This window comes from Streptosporangium sp. NPDC020072 (genome assembly GCF_040631445.1).
Lineage (GTDB): Bacteria > Actinomycetota > Actinomycetes > Streptosporangiales > Streptosporangiaceae > Streptosporangium.
The window spans coordinates 253,840-270,056 of the sequence record NZ_JBEYAB010000009.1 but is presented as its reverse complement, the minus strand read 5'-3'; the positions used below and the strand labels follow the sequence as shown (position 1 = coordinate 270,056).

The 16,217-nt window shown below is 70.2% G+C and carries 17 protein-coding genes and 1 pseudogene; 6 read left to right on the top strand and 12 right to left on the bottom strand.

Annotated features, from left to right (window positions below; genetic code table 11):
* Positions 1 to 72 precede the first annotated feature (72 nt).
* From ABZ470_RS23305 to ABZ470_RS23290, 4 genes and pseudogenes are all read right to left on the bottom strand, one after another.
* Positions 73 to 783, bottom strand: coding sequence for a DUF6461 domain-containing protein (locus ABZ470_RS23305; protein ID WP_362913775.1), 711 nt, complete (start codon positions 781 to 783; stop codon positions 73 to 75).
* 270 nt (positions 784 to 1,053) lie between these two features.
* A pseudogene (locus ABZ470_RS23300) lies at positions 1,054 to 1,215 on the bottom strand (IS5/IS1182 family transposase); the annotation flags it as partial.
* Between the two features lie 156 nt (positions 1,216 to 1,371).
* Positions 1,372 to 1,689: a hypothetical protein gene (locus ABZ470_RS23295; RefSeq protein ID WP_352015999.1), complete on the bottom strand. Its 318-nt coding sequence runs from the start codon at positions 1,687 to 1,689 to the stop codon at positions 1,372 to 1,374.
* Between the two features lie 503 nt (positions 1,690 to 2,192).
* A complete protein-coding gene (locus tag ABZ470_RS23290) occupies positions 2,193 to 2,843 on the bottom strand; it encodes an SRPBCC family protein (protein ID WP_362913773.1) in 651 nt (216 codons plus the stop codon).
* Between the two features lie 339 nt (positions 2,844 to 3,182).
* On the opposite strand from ABZ470_RS23290, the gene ABZ470_RS23285 reads away from it, so the two are divergent.
* Both ABZ470_RS23285 and ABZ470_RS23280 read left to right on the top strand, forming a co-directional pair.
* The gene (locus ABZ470_RS23285; protein WP_362913771.1) at positions 3,183 to 3,935 is read left to right on the top strand and encodes a hypothetical protein; all 753 of its coding nucleotides are present in this window, start codon (positions 3,183 to 3,185) and stop codon (positions 3,933 to 3,935) included.
* A gap of 266 nt (positions 3,936 to 4,201) precedes the next feature.
* Entirely contained in the window at positions 4,202 to 4,651 is a 450-nt protein-coding gene (locus ABZ470_RS23280; RefSeq protein WP_362913769.1) for a hypothetical protein, read from the top strand.
* Between the two features lie 105 nt (positions 4,652 to 4,756).
* Here the strand turns inward: ABZ470_RS23280 and ABZ470_RS23275 are convergent, their stop codons facing one another.
* Both ABZ470_RS23275 and ABZ470_RS23270 read right to left on the bottom strand, forming a co-directional pair.
* Entirely contained in the window at positions 4,757 to 5,557 is an 801-nt protein-coding gene (locus ABZ470_RS23275) for a glycoside hydrolase family 16 protein (RefSeq protein ID WP_362913768.1), read from the bottom strand.
* Between the two features lie 32 nt (positions 5,558 to 5,589).
* Positions 5,590 to 6,360, bottom strand: a complete 771-nt coding sequence (locus ABZ470_RS23270; protein ID WP_362913766.1) for an SDR family oxidoreductase — start codon at positions 6,358 to 6,360, stop codon at positions 5,590 to 5,592.
* Positions 6,361 to 6,460: 100 nt separating this feature from the next.
* Between ABZ470_RS23270 and ABZ470_RS23265 the strand changes: the two genes are divergently transcribed.
* Positions 6,461 to 7,057, top strand: a complete 597-nt coding sequence (locus ABZ470_RS23265; protein WP_362913764.1) for a CGNR zinc finger domain-containing protein — start codon at positions 6,461 to 6,463, stop codon at positions 7,055 to 7,057.
* A 94-nt stretch (positions 7,058 to 7,151) separates the two neighbouring features.
* Here the strand turns inward: ABZ470_RS23265 and ABZ470_RS23260 are convergent, their stop codons facing one another.
* Complete coding sequence (locus ABZ470_RS23260; RefSeq protein ID WP_362913762.1) at positions 7,152 to 7,469, bottom strand: hypothetical protein; 318 nt, start codon at positions 7,467 to 7,469, stop codon at positions 7,152 to 7,154.
* A 244-nt stretch (positions 7,470 to 7,713) separates the two neighbouring features.
* On the bottom strand, positions 7,714 to 8,538 hold the full coding sequence (locus ABZ470_RS23255) for a HEAT repeat domain-containing protein (RefSeq protein ID WP_362913760.1): 825 nt from the start codon (positions 8,536 to 8,538) through the stop codon (positions 7,714 to 7,716).
* Between the two features lie 345 nt (positions 8,539 to 8,883).
* Between ABZ470_RS23255 and ABZ470_RS23250 the strand changes: the two genes are divergently transcribed.
* The gene (locus tag ABZ470_RS23250) at positions 8,884 to 9,582 is read left to right on the top strand and encodes a hypothetical protein (RefSeq protein ID WP_352015991.1); all 699 of its coding nucleotides are present in this window, start codon (positions 8,884 to 8,886) and stop codon (positions 9,580 to 9,582) included.
* Here the strand turns inward: ABZ470_RS23250 and ABZ470_RS23245 are convergent.
* Together ABZ470_RS23245 and ABZ470_RS23240 are read right to left on the bottom strand one after the other, a co-directional pair.
* Positions 9,531 to 10,733, bottom strand: a complete 1,203-nt coding sequence (locus ABZ470_RS23245; protein WP_362913757.1) for a histidine kinase — start codon at positions 10,731 to 10,733, stop codon at positions 9,531 to 9,533. The two genes, ABZ470_RS23250 and ABZ470_RS23245, sit on opposite strands and share 52 nt — an antisense overlap.
* A complete protein-coding gene (locus tag ABZ470_RS23240; protein ID WP_362913755.1) occupies positions 10,727 to 11,410 on the bottom strand; it encodes a response regulator transcription factor in 684 nt (227 codons plus the stop codon). The genes ABZ470_RS23245 and ABZ470_RS23240 overlap by 7 nt, the downstream gene beginning before the upstream one ends.
* A gap of 214 nt (positions 11,411 to 11,624) precedes the next feature.
* Here ABZ470_RS23240 and ABZ470_RS23235 point away from each other — a divergent pair, with 214 nt between their 5' ends.
* The gene (locus ABZ470_RS23235; protein ID WP_362913753.1) at positions 11,625 to 12,758 is read left to right on the top strand and encodes a histidine kinase; all 1,134 of its coding nucleotides are present in this window, start codon (positions 11,625 to 11,627) and stop codon (positions 12,756 to 12,758) included.
* Complete coding sequence (locus ABZ470_RS23230; protein ID WP_362913751.1) at positions 12,755 to 13,411, top strand: response regulator transcription factor; 657 nt, start codon at positions 12,755 to 12,757, stop codon at positions 13,409 to 13,411. Before ABZ470_RS23235 ends, ABZ470_RS23230 begins: the two co-directional genes overlap by 4 nt.
* Before the next feature lie 10 nt (positions 13,412 to 13,421).
* Here the strand turns inward: ABZ470_RS23230 and ABZ470_RS23225 are convergent, their stop codons facing one another.
* On the bottom strand, positions 13,422 to 14,075 hold the full coding sequence (locus ABZ470_RS23225) for a response regulator transcription factor (RefSeq protein ID WP_352015986.1): 654 nt from the start codon (positions 14,073 to 14,075) through the stop codon (positions 13,422 to 13,424).
* On the bottom strand, positions 14,065 to 16,131 hold the full coding sequence (locus tag ABZ470_RS23220; RefSeq protein ID WP_362913748.1) for a histidine kinase: 2,067 nt from the start codon (positions 16,129 to 16,131) through the stop codon (positions 14,065 to 14,067). The genes ABZ470_RS23225 and ABZ470_RS23220 overlap by 11 nt, the downstream gene beginning before the upstream one ends.
* Between the last annotated feature and the right edge of the window lie 86 nt (positions 16,132 to 16,217).

The following is a 16,217-nucleotide window of genomic DNA, read 5'->3' as shown; positions in this document are numbered from 1 at the left end:
CATCCCTACCGCTGACGCCCTTGGCTCACGAAGATCGGAACATGGGCGGAACGGTCTCGACACCGCCAGGGGTCAGAGAGTGGCGCCGAGGATGGGGCGGTGAAGGTGGTGGGGGTTGATCGTGACGCCGGTGATGCGGCCGGCGAGGGCCAGGGCCGCCGGGATGGGGTTGTCGACGCTGTCCTCGGCGGTCGGATCGATGCCCAGTTCGCGGAGGTGGTGGTTGAGCCGGTCGGGGTCCGTACCCCACCTGTCGATGGGAAATCCCGGGTTGATGTCGGTGATGAGCCGGCCGTCGACGGCATAGGCGACATGGTGCCGGGCGTAGTCATGCCGATGCACCGTCACGGCCTCTCCGCCGTCGCGTGACAGGGCGCCCAGAGTCTCTCGTCGTGCGCCGCGCCAGCCGCAGTCCTCGACCGCGACGGTCCAGTCCCCGATTCGCCTCACGGTGACGATCTGTGGTCCCTCTGGACAGGAGTGGTCCCCGTCTTCGATCAGCCGGATGTCCTCGTCCGCGGCGCCGAGTCGGCGCAGCACCTCGTGTTCGTCGAGCCCACGGACGAAGACGATCGTGTAGACGTCCCCGAACCGGCTGTTCCCCTCCCACGCGTAGTCCTCCGGCGACGGGCCGGGGGTTCTCGCGGTGGCGTGGACCATCTCGAACGTTCTCTCCTGCTCGACGACCTCGGGATGGGCGGTGAGGAAGGCGTCGATGATCTCCTGTGCGACCCGGCCACGCCAGCTGACGGTGTAACCCTTCGCCTTCGCCCATGTGCGCATGCGGAGGGAGGTTTCGCGAGAGAGCCCCACGCGGTGGGTGACGCGGAGGGGCGTGAAGTCGGCATCGGACATGATCAGAAACTACCGACGGGGTTGATGTCCTGCCTCGCCGTCCAGGCATCGTGCTTCTCGCTGTGGGCCATGGTGACGAAGCGCGCTCTGGCGGAAAACGTGAGTTGACGAGGTCTTCGGCCGCGACACCCCATCCCAAGATCCGGAACATACACGGAGCTTTTCGTCTCGCTTCACAAAGTTGAGGCGAGATGATCCTTTGACGAGTTGACCTGCGCGAAGAGGGCGGCAGCGCGGGACGCGCCAGGCCTTCGACTGCGTGTTCACCCGCTCGCCGGGGTCACGAAGCCTGGCGTGGGTGGAGTTGGAGCCCTTCTGCGAGACAGGCCTGTTCCCGCCCTTGTACGGCACGCGGACGTGCTCACCGGCACCGAGGCGGCCCTTGTCGGCGAGCGTGATCAGACCGGTGGTCTTCAGGCGGTGCGGGGTGTGGACTCATGCCGCACGGAAGGCACTGTGGACGGCCCCGCCCAGGACTGAGGTCCTCCGCGTGGGAGGGCGGGCGGGGCGCTCTTACTAGTCCTTCTTCAGGATGTTCACGCCGGTGATCTGCCTGCTGAAGGGGATGTACGCGATGGACGTGCCGCCGACGGGCGCCCACTCGCCGTGCCACTCTCCGTACTCGGGCATCTGCGGGTTGGGGTGCTTCCAGCCCACACCGATCATGTGGTAGCCGGTGCCGCTCGCGCAGTAGCTGGTGTACGCGGGCGGATCGTAGAGGCGGCCGATAACGCAGTCGGAGGGTTCGGCCTGTGCCGGTGTCGCCCCGGTGATGACCGTGGCGGCACCCAGTGCCGTCGCGAGCAGGGCTGTGGATAATCGGCGGATTCTCATGGGTGGCTCCTTACGACTGGGAAGGAGGACACCTCAAGGTGACCATCGATCGGCGTCGGCGGGGAGCTTGCATTTCTTCATATTTCGGCTGCATGGTCCCGCTTCGGCGCCCGCTGGATCGGACCCGAATCAGCTGCTCGCCTGGCCGGTTGTCTCGCCGCTGCGGCTTTCAGTACCGCCTGGTGCGTCTGCTCGACGGTCCGGGCTTTGAGGGGGATCGGAGCCGGTCTCCGATGAGTGCGAGAACCTGCGGCCGTAGCTCCTGGAAACCGCCCCTGGCGACGCCCGCCGAGGTTGGCCGTGCGGGAAGCGAGCGAGCGTCCATAGTGGGACACACATCCGATCCTCCCCCGGGCGAGGCGTTCAGGCTTCCCGCGCCGGGCTGCGGGGACGACCTCGGGCGGGGGCCGAAGCGTGGACGACGCCGGTCCTCACCCGTCCGTGCGTCACGAAGGAGGCATCGGTGGCCACGAGGTGAACCAGCGGGGCCGACTGTTGTCCGGTCAGTTGTGGGAGCCGGATTCCGCGGCGGTCTTGAGATCGTTGAGCCAGGCTTCCAGGCCCATGTCCGAGGTGGGGTCGGCTTGGGGGCCGGTGTGGCTTTCCTCGGTGCGGACGAGGACGCCGCCGGGGACCTTGACGAAGTTCCAGACGTGGATGCCGTCGATGTGGAAACCGGCGCCGTCGGCGGGTCCGGTCCAGCGGATGCATCTGCCGTACTGGAGTTGCCGGACGGTGGAGGTGATGACCACCGTGGAGGGCGGGGACGGGGGGTTGGGGGGCAGGTGAACGGTCGCCTGGAACCGTGAGCGCTCGCGCAGTGGACCCGGGTCGAGACGCTTTATGGTCATGGGCGCGACGGGCTTCTGCCAGGAGGGCCAGTCTTCCACGTCGGTCTGCAGATCCCAGATCGTGCGGAGCGGCGCCTGGATGAGGATTTCGGTCCGGTAGCGGGCCTTGGCGGCCGGGTCGACACCCCTGCCTTGGCAGGTCAGCGAGGCTAGGCCGGTGCCGTGATCGTGGGTGACGGCCTGGACGGGCACGGCGGTGGCGCCGAGGACACCGGCGACGGTCAGCGGAACCGCGAGCAGGGCGGCGCGCGTGCCGCTCCGGCGGCGAGGGGTTCGCGAGGTGGCCGAGCGAGTACGGAACATCCTTCTCCTCTGTTCGTCGACCGGGTCGACCAGTCGAGCTATCAGCACTAGCGACCGTTAGACCATATAACGAGCGGCAGTAAGCAGCAATAGGAAAAGTTAGAACCAATAACTGTCGTGAACCTGCTTGCCGGACGGCGTCCATGGTGGCCGTGCCGCGAAAAGCGGGGCCGGACCGGCGGGAGCCCTGTCCCAGGGGCCGGGCCGCGTACGGGGTGCCGGCCGAGGCGGCTTCGAGGGGGTTGTGAGGGGTAGGCACGGATCAGAGAGGCCGCGGAAGGCCGCTGTCACACCGATCGTGACCGGCGCGCGGTCAGGTGACGGAAGGTGGCGGGACGCGTGAAGGACCGGGTTGTCCGCGCCGTCGGCGCTGGGTTGGCGGCCGTCTCCGAGAAGGCGGCGCGACTGCGACACGGGAGGCCGCTGCACCCTGACGGGCTCGTTCTCCACGCCACCCTGCGTTTGCGGGGCGTGTCTCCACAGATGGGCGCCGCCTTCCTGGACGAGCCCATGACCCTGACCGGGGTGGCTCGCCTGTCTCGCGCGGCCGGCCTGCCGCCGCCGCTGCCGGACATCCTCGGCCTCGCCGTCCGCTGGTCCGCGGCCGGGCTGCCGGGTGACACGGGCGAGGATGTCTGCGACCTGCTGCTGGCCACCACGGGACACACCGTCCTCGGCCGGCGCGCGTTGCGGCCCACGAGGCGGTGGGGGCCGGGCATGTACGGCTCGCTGCTGTCGTTCGCCCTCGACGGCCGGAACCGGAAGGTGTTGCTCGGCGCCGTCGCGCGGTCGTCATGGGCCTCGTGGGCCGACCTTGACGAGCTCGCACTGGCGGTTGAGCGTGAACCGCTGGTGCTGGACCTGGTGGTGGCCTGTCCGTTGACGCCCTGGCGGCGCTTCGGCCTGCTGGAACTGACCGGCCCGCCGCTACCGGACTCCGCGGCGCCGATGCGGTTCGACCCGGCCCGGCATCCGATTCCCGGCCTGCCTCCTGCGGGTGTGATGCAGCGGGTACGCGGACCGGTGTACGCCGCCGCCCAGCGCGTGCCGCAGGCGGGGGTGCGGGACCGTGACCGGGTCGCTCCCGGCTGACCGGCCGGGCCGGGTTCGAGACCCCCGCCGCAGTCGCGACCATGCGCCTTTGCCGTGCGCCTCCGCTGTGCCGAACGTGCGCACCAGCGAACTCCAACCCGGGCGCAAGCACGGGGCGACATGGTGCTCTCATGCGGAAACCTCGTTCGCGTGGCCAGTACCGGCGTTCCGGCCGACCGACACCCGGTAGGCGGCTGTCGTCACGGCGTTCGAAGTACGGCAAGCGCGACTCTCTGGGTTCTCATCTCTGGACGGCGTGCATCGCCGTGTCCGCGACCCTCATGGTCGGGTATCTGGGGTACCAGGCGGTGACGAGTCTGATGAACGCCGCGTTGTCGGCCGGTCTGGTCGGGGAGCCCGGAACGCTGCTGGTCACCGAGTGTCGCTCGGGCAGCGGCCGCAGGAGCCTGCGGGCCTGCACGGGGGTCTTCACCTACGCCTCCACCGGTGACCGTGTGATGGTCAAGGCCTTCTCGTGGGCCGAGAGCAGCGCGGTCTATCCCGCCCAGATCAACGCCGGTGGGGACCGGGCCAGCCTTCGGGGCGTGCTGGGGGTGGCGGCGTCGTTGCCGTTCTTCTGGTTCCTGCTGGCCCTGTGTAGTGGCGGGCTCTGGATCTGGTACCTGGACGAGCTGGTGGGGCGGGTGGCGGGCCGGGTCTGCCTGGTGGCGGCGGCCGGGTTCCTGGTCGGCCTCTTCGCGATGGTCGCCAGCTGAGCGGCCGTGCCGGTCATCGGCCGGCCGTGCCGACCGATGACCGGTGCTCCGTCCGGTCGCCCTCACGACCGGCGGGCGAGCGGCCGAGTCGATGTGCCGGCCGCCTCACCCGGCCGCGGGACGGTAGCCGCGGACGTAGTCGACCGTGAACTCCCGTGGATACGGCCGTGCCGGCTCCGGGCCCGTACGGGGGAACTCGTAGATGCCGAGCATGAGCTGCATCGGGTAGCGCGGCGACTGGGGCACGGTCCTGACGCGTTCCCCGTCGATGAGGAAGGTCACCCGGCCGGGTGTCCACTCGGCCGCGTACACGTGGAAGTCACGGGCGTCGATGGGTACGGACTCCACGGTGAAATCGTCGGTGATGTCCGGGTCACCGAAGGGGTGCAGCCCCATGCCGATCCGCGCGCCGTCCGGCCGGACGTCCCTGCCGAAGATCTCACAGACGCAGATCTCGGCCGAACGTTCCGGCTCGTCCTCGTAGCCGATCATCCACAGCGCGACCATGGCACGGGGGTCGTCGGTCGCCTTGGCCCGCATCTCGACGAGGCCGTACCGGGGGGTGTAGAGCCTGACGTCGGCCTGCGCCTCGCGGACGACCATGCCGGACCCGCGGCCGTGCTGCCCGACGCCGCTGCCCACGGGTCCGGCGAAGAGACCGGTCTGCAGGGAGGAGACACGGAGTTCCCCCTCGGCCTCGGGGCACCACGGCGGCTGGTCCTCCTCGATCAGGAGCCGCAGCAGGCCGCCGCCGACCCGGTACCGGGCGAGGGACGCCGTACCGGTGGTCCACTGGGGCAGGTAACGGGGCACCCATCGGTTCTCGTCGAGGCGATCGCCGTCGAAGACGTCCTCGAACTCCAACTCGTAACCGTTCTTGGTGACCGGATCGGGCGTGCCCTCCACGTGTCTCTCCTTTCGAGGGAACAGGACGGGGTTCAGCGGACGGTCCAGCCGCCGTCCACGACGAGCGTGTGCCCGGTGACCAGCGAAGCGGCCGGCGAGGCGAGGAACAGCACCGCCCCGGCGACCTCCATGGGCTCTCCGATGCGGTGCAGGGCCGCGATGCGCTCGATCACGTCGGCTTCGAACTCCGGGTCGGCCAGTGCCGCGGCCGTCCCGGGAGTACGGACGAAGGTCGGGGCGACGTTGTTGACCGTGATCCCGTACGGGCCCCACTCCACCGCGAGACAACGGGTGAGGTGGGCGACGGCGGCCTTGGTCATGCAGTACACGGACTCGCCGGGCAGGGCCACCTCGCCGGCCTGCGACCCCAGGTTGACGATCCGCCCGTATCCCTGGCGGATCATGACCCGGCCCGCGGCCTGGCTGGTGAGGAAGACGCCCTTGAGGTTGATCGCGACCGTCCGGTCGAAGTCGGTCTCGGTGACGTCCTCGGCCGGGTTGCCCGGCGCCACGCCCGCGTTGTTGACCAGGATGTCGATCCGGCCGAACCGGTCCGTCACGGCCTCCACGGCTCCGGCGATCTGGCCGGGGTCGGCCAGGTCCATCTGCAGGGGCAGCGCCGTACGGCCCAGCGCCCGGATCTCGGCGGCCAGGCCGGAGTCCGCGCCGACGTCGCGCAGTCCCAGGGCGACGTCGGCCCCGGCGTTGGCCAGCGCCAGCGCGATCGCCCGGCCGAGGCCACGCGCCGCACCGGTGATGAGGGCGACCCGCCCGGCCACGCCGAAGTCGGGAAACGATGTCACTGAGCCTCCTGTCGACGGCGGAAGCCCGCACGTTCGTCATTACCGTAGTGGTTTAGCTCATGACATTACACCGCTGCCGACGAGCCCGTAGGCTGCCCCTGTGTCCACCGTTGTGCCCGCCGCACCCGCCGCGACGACGGGCGGCAGCCCGCTGACGCCCTCCCCTGCCGCCGAACTGGTGCTGGCCTTCGTCAACACCCGGGCGCTGCGCGGTGAGCGGGAGCGCCTGGCGGACACCGAGTCCTTCCGCGACTGGCTGGCCGCCGCCGGGCTGGCGGGCTCCGGGGGCCGCGTCACCGCGACCGACCTGGCCGCGGCACGCGAACTGCGTGAGGCCCTGATCGGCGTCCTGCTCTCACACGCCGGCGCCCCGGTCCGTGACGAGGACGTCGACCGCCTGCGGCGCTTCGGGGAGCTGTATCCGGTCCGTCCCGTCGTCGGCGTCCTCGACGCCGCGCTGTGCCCGGTCGCCGGAGGTACGGCGGGCGCCTTCGCCCGGGTGCTCGCGTCCGCCGCCGAACTGGCCCTGCGCGGGACGTGGAGCCGGGTGAAGGCGTGCCGCAACCCGCCCTGCGAACTCGGCTACTACGACCGCTCCCGCAACCAGGCCGCGGTTTACTGCGACGCCCGCACCTGCGGCGCCCAGATGGCGACACGGGCGTACCGGGCCAGAGCCAGGGCGAACTCCGGTCCGTAGGTTGAGGCCGAAGGCCCCGAAGGCCGGCTGTCCAGGCGCCGGCTGAGCCGTACCACGATGCCGCGGCGGCTTTCCTCCGCGCGAAGGCCGACCGTCAGGAGTGCCTCCGGCAGCTTCCGCCGATCACCTGCCCGTTACCGTCGGCTTCGCCGGTCGCACAGTGCCAGGTCTCGCCGGTGCGGCCGTCGCTGATGTTGAAGTCGATGATGTACCCCTGCCGCTTGGTGTCACAGCGGGTTCCGAGGACGCTGGTTCCGTCGACGGACACCTCATTGCAGGTGATGGAGAAGTTGCGGGCCACCGAACTGTCAACCGAGGTGGTCGCGGCGGCCGGGAACGCGGCGAAGGCCGCCATGGCCGAGCCCACCGCCAAAGCGATGCTCAGCCGCGATGCTCTCCGGGACACGTTCATGATGTTCTCCTTGGTTTCGGGACGTCTCCGACCACCAAGAGTGAAGATATGATCACTTAAGGTTTCATCACAGGGAAAGAGGTCGTCACCGTCGGGAATTGAATTGAGACTTCCGGTGACAACGCGAGGGTGAGACCAGAATTCTCGACCTCGATATGCCCCACGGGGTGTTCGAGCGGAAAGCGGCGTTCACCGCGTGCTCAGGCCGTACGACCGCCGCGTCGGCCGTGAGATGACCGGGTGATCAGGTGGGCGAGGCCGGAGGTGACGTGCATGCCTGTAGGGCCTGGTCAAGGACCTGGGGGCGTGGTTCGCCGTCGTTCTGCCAGCCGTCGGCCCTGAGCCTTTCCAGGAGCGGCAGAAGTCCCGGGTCACCCAGCTCCGCCGCGGCCTCGACGTAGAGGTTGCCCACGTCCGGGGTGGCGAGCGCACGTTTCAGGACGGGCAGGATCCGGGGGTCACGCCGTATCGCCAGCGCCGCCGCGGCCTCACCGGCCGTGTCCTCGCCCGGGTCGTTCAGACGTTCGGCGAAGGCGTCCCGGATCTCCTCGGTGTCGTTCTCGGTGCGACCGCCCAGTGTCATGGTGGCCCAGTCACGCACCACGGCGTCCGGGTCCCGCATCAACGCCAGCAGGACCCGCACCGCGTCCTCGGGCAACGGATCGACACCGACGGGAATCCCACGAGCCACCTGCCGGCGGACGGACGCGTCCGGGTCGGCGGCGAAGCGCAGGAGCGGATACAGGACACGCTCGTCGTCGCAGACGGTGGCGAGCGCGTGCGCCGCGGCTCCGCGTACGCGTTCGGGTGTCGTGTCCAGCGGAAGGGCGTTCGCCGCCTCGATCAGGGGCGGAACGTGCCAGCGGAAATCAAGTGCCTGAACCGCGAGCAGGTCGAATCCGAGCGCCCGTACCTTCTCGTCGGGATCGGCCCACCAGGCCAGGGCCAGGGCCACGACCTCCTCAGGCTCGGAGATCGATTCGAACAACCTGTCCATGACGTCGAAATGCTCTGGGGAGGGTGTCTCACCGCGGTCGAACAGCGCGGCGAGCCGACTGCTTGAGGTCATGTTCTCCCCTTCTCCACCGGCCACGAGGAGTGAGTATGCCGAGGCGGCACCCGCGAGGTCGAGCGCGTTTCCTGACCCATGTGGACGGCTGTGAACCGGGCCGAACGATCAGGAGCGGGTCTTCGGCGGTTCGAACGGCCCGCGACACCGTCGTGTGGGATCCGGCGTCCGATCAGTCCGAGCAGCCCGGCGGAAGGTCTCCGTGTGGAGGTGGGCGTGGGTACGGCTCCGCTCGGGCGAGGAGTGCCGGTCGGTCCTCAGGAGGACGACGCCCGGTGGTTTCCGCGCCTACCTTCCCAACCTGACCGCCCTGTTCGTCGCGGTCTTCATGGAAGGGGAAGGTCAATGTCGGTGCTCGCGGATCCCCGCGCCTTTCGCAGAACGGTGGCCGGGCTCAGCCTGGTCGTCGCGCCGCTGCTCTATGTGGTGGCCGTCGTCGCCGACCCGGCGCTCAGACAGGGCGGCGACACCGTCGGCGTCTACGGCCGATATCCGGAGCAGGTCTCGGTCAGCGCCTCGCTGCTCCACTGGAGCTGGGTTCTGCTGCTCCCGGGCATCGTCGGGATGGTCCACCTGATCCGGGGGCGTGGTGTCGTCTTCGGGCACATCGCCGGAGGGCTCGCGTTCTTCGGCGTCGTGAACTTCTCGGGGCTGATGCTCGGCGACTTCTTCTACTCGTATCTCGAAAGGGCTCTGCCCGCCGCACAGGGCGCCGCGCTCGCGGACCAGGCGATCACCGACCCCGGAGCCCGGTACGCGTTCCAGATCCCGGGGTTCGTCGGGCTCGTCGGCCTGCTCCTGCTCGGGCTGGCCCTGGCCTACGCCCGGCGCGGGCCGTGGTGGGCTCCCTTCGCGATGCTGGCCGGCATCCTGACGGGGCCGATCTTCCCGTTCGGCACGATCGCGGGCGGGGCGCTCTACATCGCCGGTGCCGGAGTCATCGGGCTCAGGATTCTGCGCATGAGCGACGAGGAGTGGTCGGGAGAGCCGGTTCAGCCGACCCCCACCGGGTCGCCGAGCGGGAACCTCGCGAACACCCGGTAGTGCCCGCCCGGGATGGGGCCGACGGACAGTTCGCCACCGTGCATCTCGATCCGTTCCCGCATCCCGATCAGGCCGTGTCCGCCCTCTGGCGGACGGCGGGCCGTGTCGCCGGCGGCGGGGTCCGCTCCGTCGTTGATCACGAGGATGCTCAGCTCGGCGGGGCCGTACGCGATGGTGATGTCGACGTTGGAGGCGCGCGCGTGTTTCAGCACGTTCGTCAGCGCCTCCTGGATCAGGCGGTACGCGGACAGGTCCAACCCCGACGACAGGGGCGTCGGGGTTCCGATGATCCGCGGCTCGATCCGCGGCCCCGCCTCCCGGACCTGGGCGATCAGCTCGTCCAGACGGTCCAGGCCGGGCTGGGGGGCGGGGACGTCGCCGTCACCCAGGGACCGCAGCATCCCCAGCATGAGCGTGAGCTCGGCGACGGCCTCCCGGCCCGCCTGTTCGACACCGAGCAGCAGGGTGCGTTCGCGTTCCCTTTCCCGGTCGTCGCCGAGCATCCTGCGTACCCCGCCCACGTGCAGGGTCATCAGGCTCACGTTGTGGGAGACGATGTCGTGCAGTTCGCGGGCGATCCGCGCGCGTTCCTCTGCCACCGCCCAGCGGGCCCGCTCCTCACGTTCCATCTCCAGGCGGGTGGTGTGCTGGGCCAGCCGTGCCGTCCGGTCCATCTGCCTGCGCAGCAGGATGCCGCTGGTGTACGCCACCCCCACGAAGATCGCGCTGATCAGGACCTCCGGGATGTCCACCAGTCTCAGGGTCTGCAGGTGGCCGTAGGCGATCAGCAGGCAGAACAGCCCGGCGATCCCCCGGCGGCTGCGCAGCTCGGCGGCGCTCGCCACGCTGTGCAGCAGGATCAGGGTCGAGTAGAAGTGCCACGCGGCGTAGTACTCCGGGTTCGTCGTCCTCTGCATGGTGAAGCCGAGCACGGTCAGCATCAGGAGAGCCGTCATCGGAAACGCGCGCCGGAAGAGCAGCAGCACCCCGGAGACGATCGCCCCCGCCGCCATCGTCACCGGGTTCTCGATCTGGCCGTATCCTGCCCCCTGACGGCCGTAGGACTCCACCAGTCCGGCCACGGTCACGGCGAGGGAGAGCAGCAGGTCGGGCCAGGTGGGACGTCGGCCGTTGAGCAGTCGCGTCAGCACGACCCGTCCCTCACGTCGTCCCGCCCCCGGCCTGGCCGTACGACTCCGGCCTCGTAGGCGAACACGACCGCGTGGATGCGGTCGCGCAGGCTGAGCTTGCGCAGGATGTGCCCGACGTGGGTTCGTACGGTCACCTCGCCGATGCGCAGGTCCCGTGCTATCTCGGGGTTGGACATCCCGTCCGCGAGCAGCCGCAGCACCTCCAGCTCACGTGGGGTGAGCGTGGCCAGTTCGGGCGCCGGGACCGGCTGGGGCTGGGTCGCGAACGAGTCGATCACCCGCGGGGTGACCGCGGGGTCGATGACCGCGCCTCCGGCCGCCGCCACGCGCACGGCCTCGATGAGCTGCTCGGCCGGTGAGCTCTTGAGGAGGAAGCCGTGGACCCGCGCGCGCAGTGAGGCGTGCAGGTTGTCGTCGGTGTTGAAGGTGGTCAACATGATGATCTTGGGTGGTTCCGGATCCTCAAGGAGTTGCCTGGCGGCGCTCAGCCCGTCCAGTCCCGGCATGGCGATGTCCATCAGCAGGACGTCCGGCCGCAGCTGACGGGCCACGGTGAGAACCTGACGGCCGTCGGCCGCCTCCCCCACGACCTCGATGCCCGGCGCCGTCTCGATGACGAGCCGCAGCCCGGTGCGGATCATCGCCTGGTCGTCCGCGATGACCAACCTGATCGCCACTGGATTCTCCGGTCTTTCAGCAGGACAACAGGGTAGAAGGTACGGGAGGCCGGGGCGGTGCGCCTCCTCCACGTGGTGGACCCCGCCTCCACCACGTGCACGACCCGGTCCCCGCCGGAGCTCCGCACGCTTTCGGCGCCTACCAATCCGGTGAGCGAAATGTCTCGTACTTTGGGCTGATTGTGGGGGGTACGGGCTCTCGTACCATGACTTCGTGCGCGGCCTTATTCGCTCCGTGTGGCATGAGCCCCGTTCCCCCGACGCGCCACGACGGGTGTGGCGAGACTGGGTGCTCGTGGGGGTGTTGCTACCGGTCGCGCTGCTCGAAGGAGTGGTACGGCCGGACATGCCCTCGCGGGTCGTCTCGGTCGGCCTCGCGGCCGGGCTGGTGCCCACCCTGTTGTGGCGCCGCACGCGGCCGTTGCCGATGGTCGTGATCGCGTTCGGCCTGTCGGGTGTGGCCCAGGTGCTGACGGGCGGGGTCTCCCCCGAGTCGAACACCATGGTCTATCTGCTCCTCCTGCCCTACGCGCTGTTCCGGTGGGGGTCCGGGCGGGAGGCGATCGTCGGGTTGGCGGTCATCCTCGTCAAGACCGCGTTCTCGGTGGTCGTGGACTACCGAGGTCCCGCCAACACGGCCGCCGCGTTCGCCGTCGTGTTCTCGGTGGTCGCCGTGGGAGCCGCGTTCCGGTACCGGACGAGGGCGCGGACGCGGGAACTCGACCAGGTCAAACTGCTCGAACGCGAACAACTGGCCCGGGATCTGCACGACACCGTCGCCCATCACGTCTCGGCGATGGCGATCCGGGCGCAGGCGGGACTGGCGATGGCGGCCTCCCAGCCGGACGCCGCAACCGAGGCGTTGCGGGTGATCGAGGCCGAGGCGGCCCAGGCGCTCACCGAGATGCGCGCCATGGTTCACGTCCTGCGCCGGAACACACCCGCCGACCTGGAGCCGGGGCGCGGTATCGCCGACCTCTCCCAGCTGGAGGGTCCGGGGCGGTCCGGGCCGTCCGTCCGGGTGGAGGTCGAGGGGGACACCGCCGGTCTTCCCCCTTCCGTCGAGGCCGCGATCTACCGTCTCTCCCAGGAGTCGGTCACCAACGCCCGGCGCCACGCGCGGCACGCCACCCGGGTCCTGGTCAGGGTCAGCGCGGGCGACACGTCGGTCCGTCTGCACGTGAGCGACGACGGCGATCCCGTCCGCCCCGCGGGGACACCCGGTTACGGGATCACCGGCATGATCGAACGGGCCGACCTCCTCGGGGGGACCTGTGTGGCGGGCCCCAATCCCGACCGGGGGTGGAGCGTCACCGCCGTACTGCCACGCACCGGGGTGACCGGGTGAGCGTCCGGGTGCTGGTCGCCGACGACCAGGAGATCGTCCGTACCGGACTGGCGATGATCCTCAACGCGCAGCCGGGGATCGAGGTGGTCGGCGAGGCCCCGGACGGGCGGCGGGCGGTCGACCTCGCCCGGCGGATCCGGCCTGACGTGTGCCTTCTCGACATCCGGATGCCCGTGCTCAACGGCATCGAGGCCACCCGGATGCTCGCCGGGCCCGCCGTGGAGGACCCGATCCCCGTCGTGGTCATCACCACCTTCGACCTCGACGAGTACGTCTACGCGGCGCTGCGCGCGGGGGCCAGGGGGTTCCTGCTGAAGAACGCGGGCGCCGAACTGCTCTCCCAGGCCGTGCACACCGCGGCGGCCGGTGACGCCCTCATCGCTCCGAGCGTCACCGCCCGTCTGCTCACCGCCTTCGCGCACGCCGGGCCCGCCGCGCCGCCCGCCCGTCCCGTCGAGACGCTCACCGAGCGTGAGGAGCAGATCCTCGTCACGGTGGCCCGGGGACGTACCAACAACGAGATCGCCGACGAGCTTCACATCTCGCTCAGCACCGTCAAGACCCACATCGCCAGCCTGATGGCCAAGCTCGGCGCCAGGAACCGGGTGGAGATCGCCATCTGGGCGTACGAGACCCACCGGGTCAGGCTCTGAACCGGGAAGGTCAGTGGCCGAGGCCGGCGTCGCGGGCTCGGATGATCGCCTCGGCCCGGTCGGCGACGTGCAGCTTGGCGAAGATGTTCGAGACGTTGTTACGCACGGTCTTCTGCGACAGGAACAGCGTGGAGGCGATCTGCGCGTTCGACCTTCCCGCGGCGAGCAGCGACAGGACCTCCCGTTCGCGTGGCGTGAGCTGCGGGAACACGTGATCACCCGACGCCGTCGGCCCGTTGGTGAGGAACTCCGCCACGCGGCGCGCGACCGCGGGACCGAAGATCGCCTCACCGTTGGCGACCGCGGTGATCGCGCGCCCGATCTCGGCCTGGTTGGCGCCCTTCAGCAGGTAGCCGCGCGCCCCGGCCCGCATCGCGGCGAACAGGGTGGCGTCCTCCTCCGACATCGTCAGCACGACCACCGCGATGTGCGGGCTGTGCGCGGAGATCCGCCGGGTCGCCTCGATCCCGTCCAGTCCCGGCATCCTGACGTCCATGACCACCACGTCCGGCTGTGTCTCCGTGGCCAGTTCGACCGCCTCCAGCCCGGTACCGGCCATGCCGACCACCTCGATGCCGGACATCGAGCTCAGCAGCGCCGCCAGGCCTTCGCGGTACACCGGGTGGTCGTCGGCGAGGAACACCCGGATCGGTTCATGGGACACCCTCCACCTCCACCACCTGTTCCAGCGGAAGTCTCGCACGGACCAGCGTTCCGCCGTCGGCCAGGCAGGTGATCTCGCAGTCGCCGCCGAGTTCGGCCGCCCGTTCCCGTAGTGAGGACATCCCCACACCGGCTGTGACGTCCGCCCCGATTCCCGCGCCGTCGTCGCGCACCAGGACGTCGAGGACCCCCTCGTGCACGCTCAGGGCGATGTCGCAGCGCGAGGCGCCCGCGTGCCGGACGACGTTCGTCAGCGCCTCCGACACGATCCGGTACGCCGCCACCTCCACCGCGGCGGGCAGCGCGCCGAGCGCCCCGCCGCCGGTGACGACGACCTCAAGGCCGCTCGGACGGAAACGGTCCACCTGCTGCCGGACCGCCTGGATCAGGCCCAGCTCGTCGAGTGCCGGTGGACGCAGGTCGTGCACTATGCGCCGGATGTCCGCCACGACCGTGGCGACCTCGGCGGCCGTCCGGTCGAGGATGCGCTCGGCCTCGCCGGGTGACGTGCGGGTCAGGTTCCTGGCGGTCTCGATCCGCAACGCCACCGCGCCGAGGTTCGGTCCCAGCCCGTCGTGCAGGTCGCGCCGCAGCCTGCGACGTTCCTCCTCACGGGCGACCACGAGCTGGGCGCGGATGCGCTGCAGGTCGGTGCTGAGTTCAGAGGCGCGTGCCGCCGCGGCCGCCTGCCGTACCAGGTCGCCCAGGAGCCGCTGGTCCCGTTCGGTCAGGTCGGTCCGGCACAGCACCAGCCGCCCGACCAGCTCGGAGCGGTACGCGACCGGCAGTGAGAGCGACGGCCCTCGCGGTGACCCGTACTCCACCACGGAGCGTTCGCCCCCCGGGCGTTCGATCTCCACCCGCACGTAGGACAGCCGGAACGCCTCGGCCAGCGTCCGTGCCACCGCGACCAGCTGCTCCCGCGGGTCGGTGGCCAGTTCGAGCCGCTTCGCCAGCGTCGAGACCGTCGCGTACGGGTCCTCCCGTGACCCGCGCACCAGCACGCGGACCACCCGCATCAGCCAGGTCCGCAGCGGCATGTAGACCGCCGCGACGATCACGAGGGCGGCGAGCGCGGCGTTGCGTTCGTCGATCACGGTGCCGACGACGGTGAACACGGCGATGTCGACCAGGATCACCAACGCGGCGAGCATGCCGTACAGGGCCGTCGCCGAGAGCAACCGGTCGATGCCGTACAGCCGGTACTTGGTCACCGCGACCACCACGGCGGAGGAGGTGAGCGCGATCGCGAGACCGAGCGTGGCCCCGGAGAGCTCCGGCGGCAGCATGTACCCCAGCAGCAGCACGAACATGTCCACCAGCGCGGCCCACATCAGCCAGCGGATCTGGGCCCGCCGGTCGGGGTCGGCGGCGCGGTAGCGGCGCACCATGACCGCGAACGGCACCACCAGGCTCACCACGATCCCGGTGTAAGCGATCTTCAGGGCCGGATGCCAGAAGCCGTACGGCAGGTCGACGCCGAACGGGTCGGACGCGAGTCGTGCGATCTCGGGAGGCAGCGGCGTGGCGAGGTAGCGCGTCAGGACGGCCTGCGGCACCACCATCATCACCGTCGGCAGCAGCGCGGTCAGCGCGAGACTGACGACGGACAGCCGGCGCCACAACCTGTCCTTCGGCAGGCGCCCGTCGGGGAACACCAGGATCAGCAGCGGCAGCCCGAGCAGCAACGTCGCGCCGAACCGGGCGTAGAACCAGTGGGCGGCCGACGCGCCCGGCGTGCCCGGCGACACGTAGACCGCGTACGTGGTCCAGGCCGCGGCGAAGCCGTCCAGGACCCAGACGAGGCCGGAGACGGTCAGCACCCAGGCGACCGAGTGCCGGGGCAGCCGCCGGAGCAGGAGAACACCGGGAAGCACCTGCGCAAGGCCGGTCAGTGCCAACGTCCAGCCGGGGTCGATGCCGCTCGGTGCCTTCACCTCCCGGTTCAGGACGTCCAGAACCACCGCGCCGACGGCCAGCGCGACGGCGACGGCCGGTACGGCCACCAGGAGGGATCTGCGTGTCGCCGTCGGACCACGTGGGGTCACGTTCTTCACGGAATGCATTCTCACCAAGAGTGTCCCGATTGTCGCGAGACTGCCGTCCCGCCGGGATCGGGAACTTCGAGGGTCGGGATCGGGAC

Coding starts and splice junctions, on each gene's coding strand:
- ABZ470_RS23305 (WP_362913775.1), bottom strand. CDS start 783: ATGCGCACATGGGCGAAGGCGAAGGGTTACACCGTCAGCTGGCGTGGC.
- ABZ470_RS23295 (WP_352015999.1), bottom strand. CDS start 1,689: ATGAGAATCCGCCGATTATCCACAGCCCTGCTCGCGACGGCACTGGGT.
- ABZ470_RS23290 (WP_362913773.1), bottom strand. CDS start 2,843: ATGTTCCGTACTCGCTCGGCCACCTCGCGAACCCCTCGCCGCCGGAGC.
- ABZ470_RS23260 (WP_362913762.1), bottom strand. CDS start 7,469: ATGAACGTGTCCCGGAGAGCATCGCGGCTGAGCATCGCTTTGGCGGTG.
- ABZ470_RS23255 (WP_362913760.1), bottom strand. CDS start 8,538: ATGACCTCAAGCAGTCGGCTCGCCGCGCTGTTCGACCGCGGTGAGACA.
- ABZ470_RS23250 (WP_352015991.1), top strand. CDS start 8,884: ATGTCGGTGCTCGCGGATCCCCGCGCCTTTCGCAGAACGGTGGCCGGG.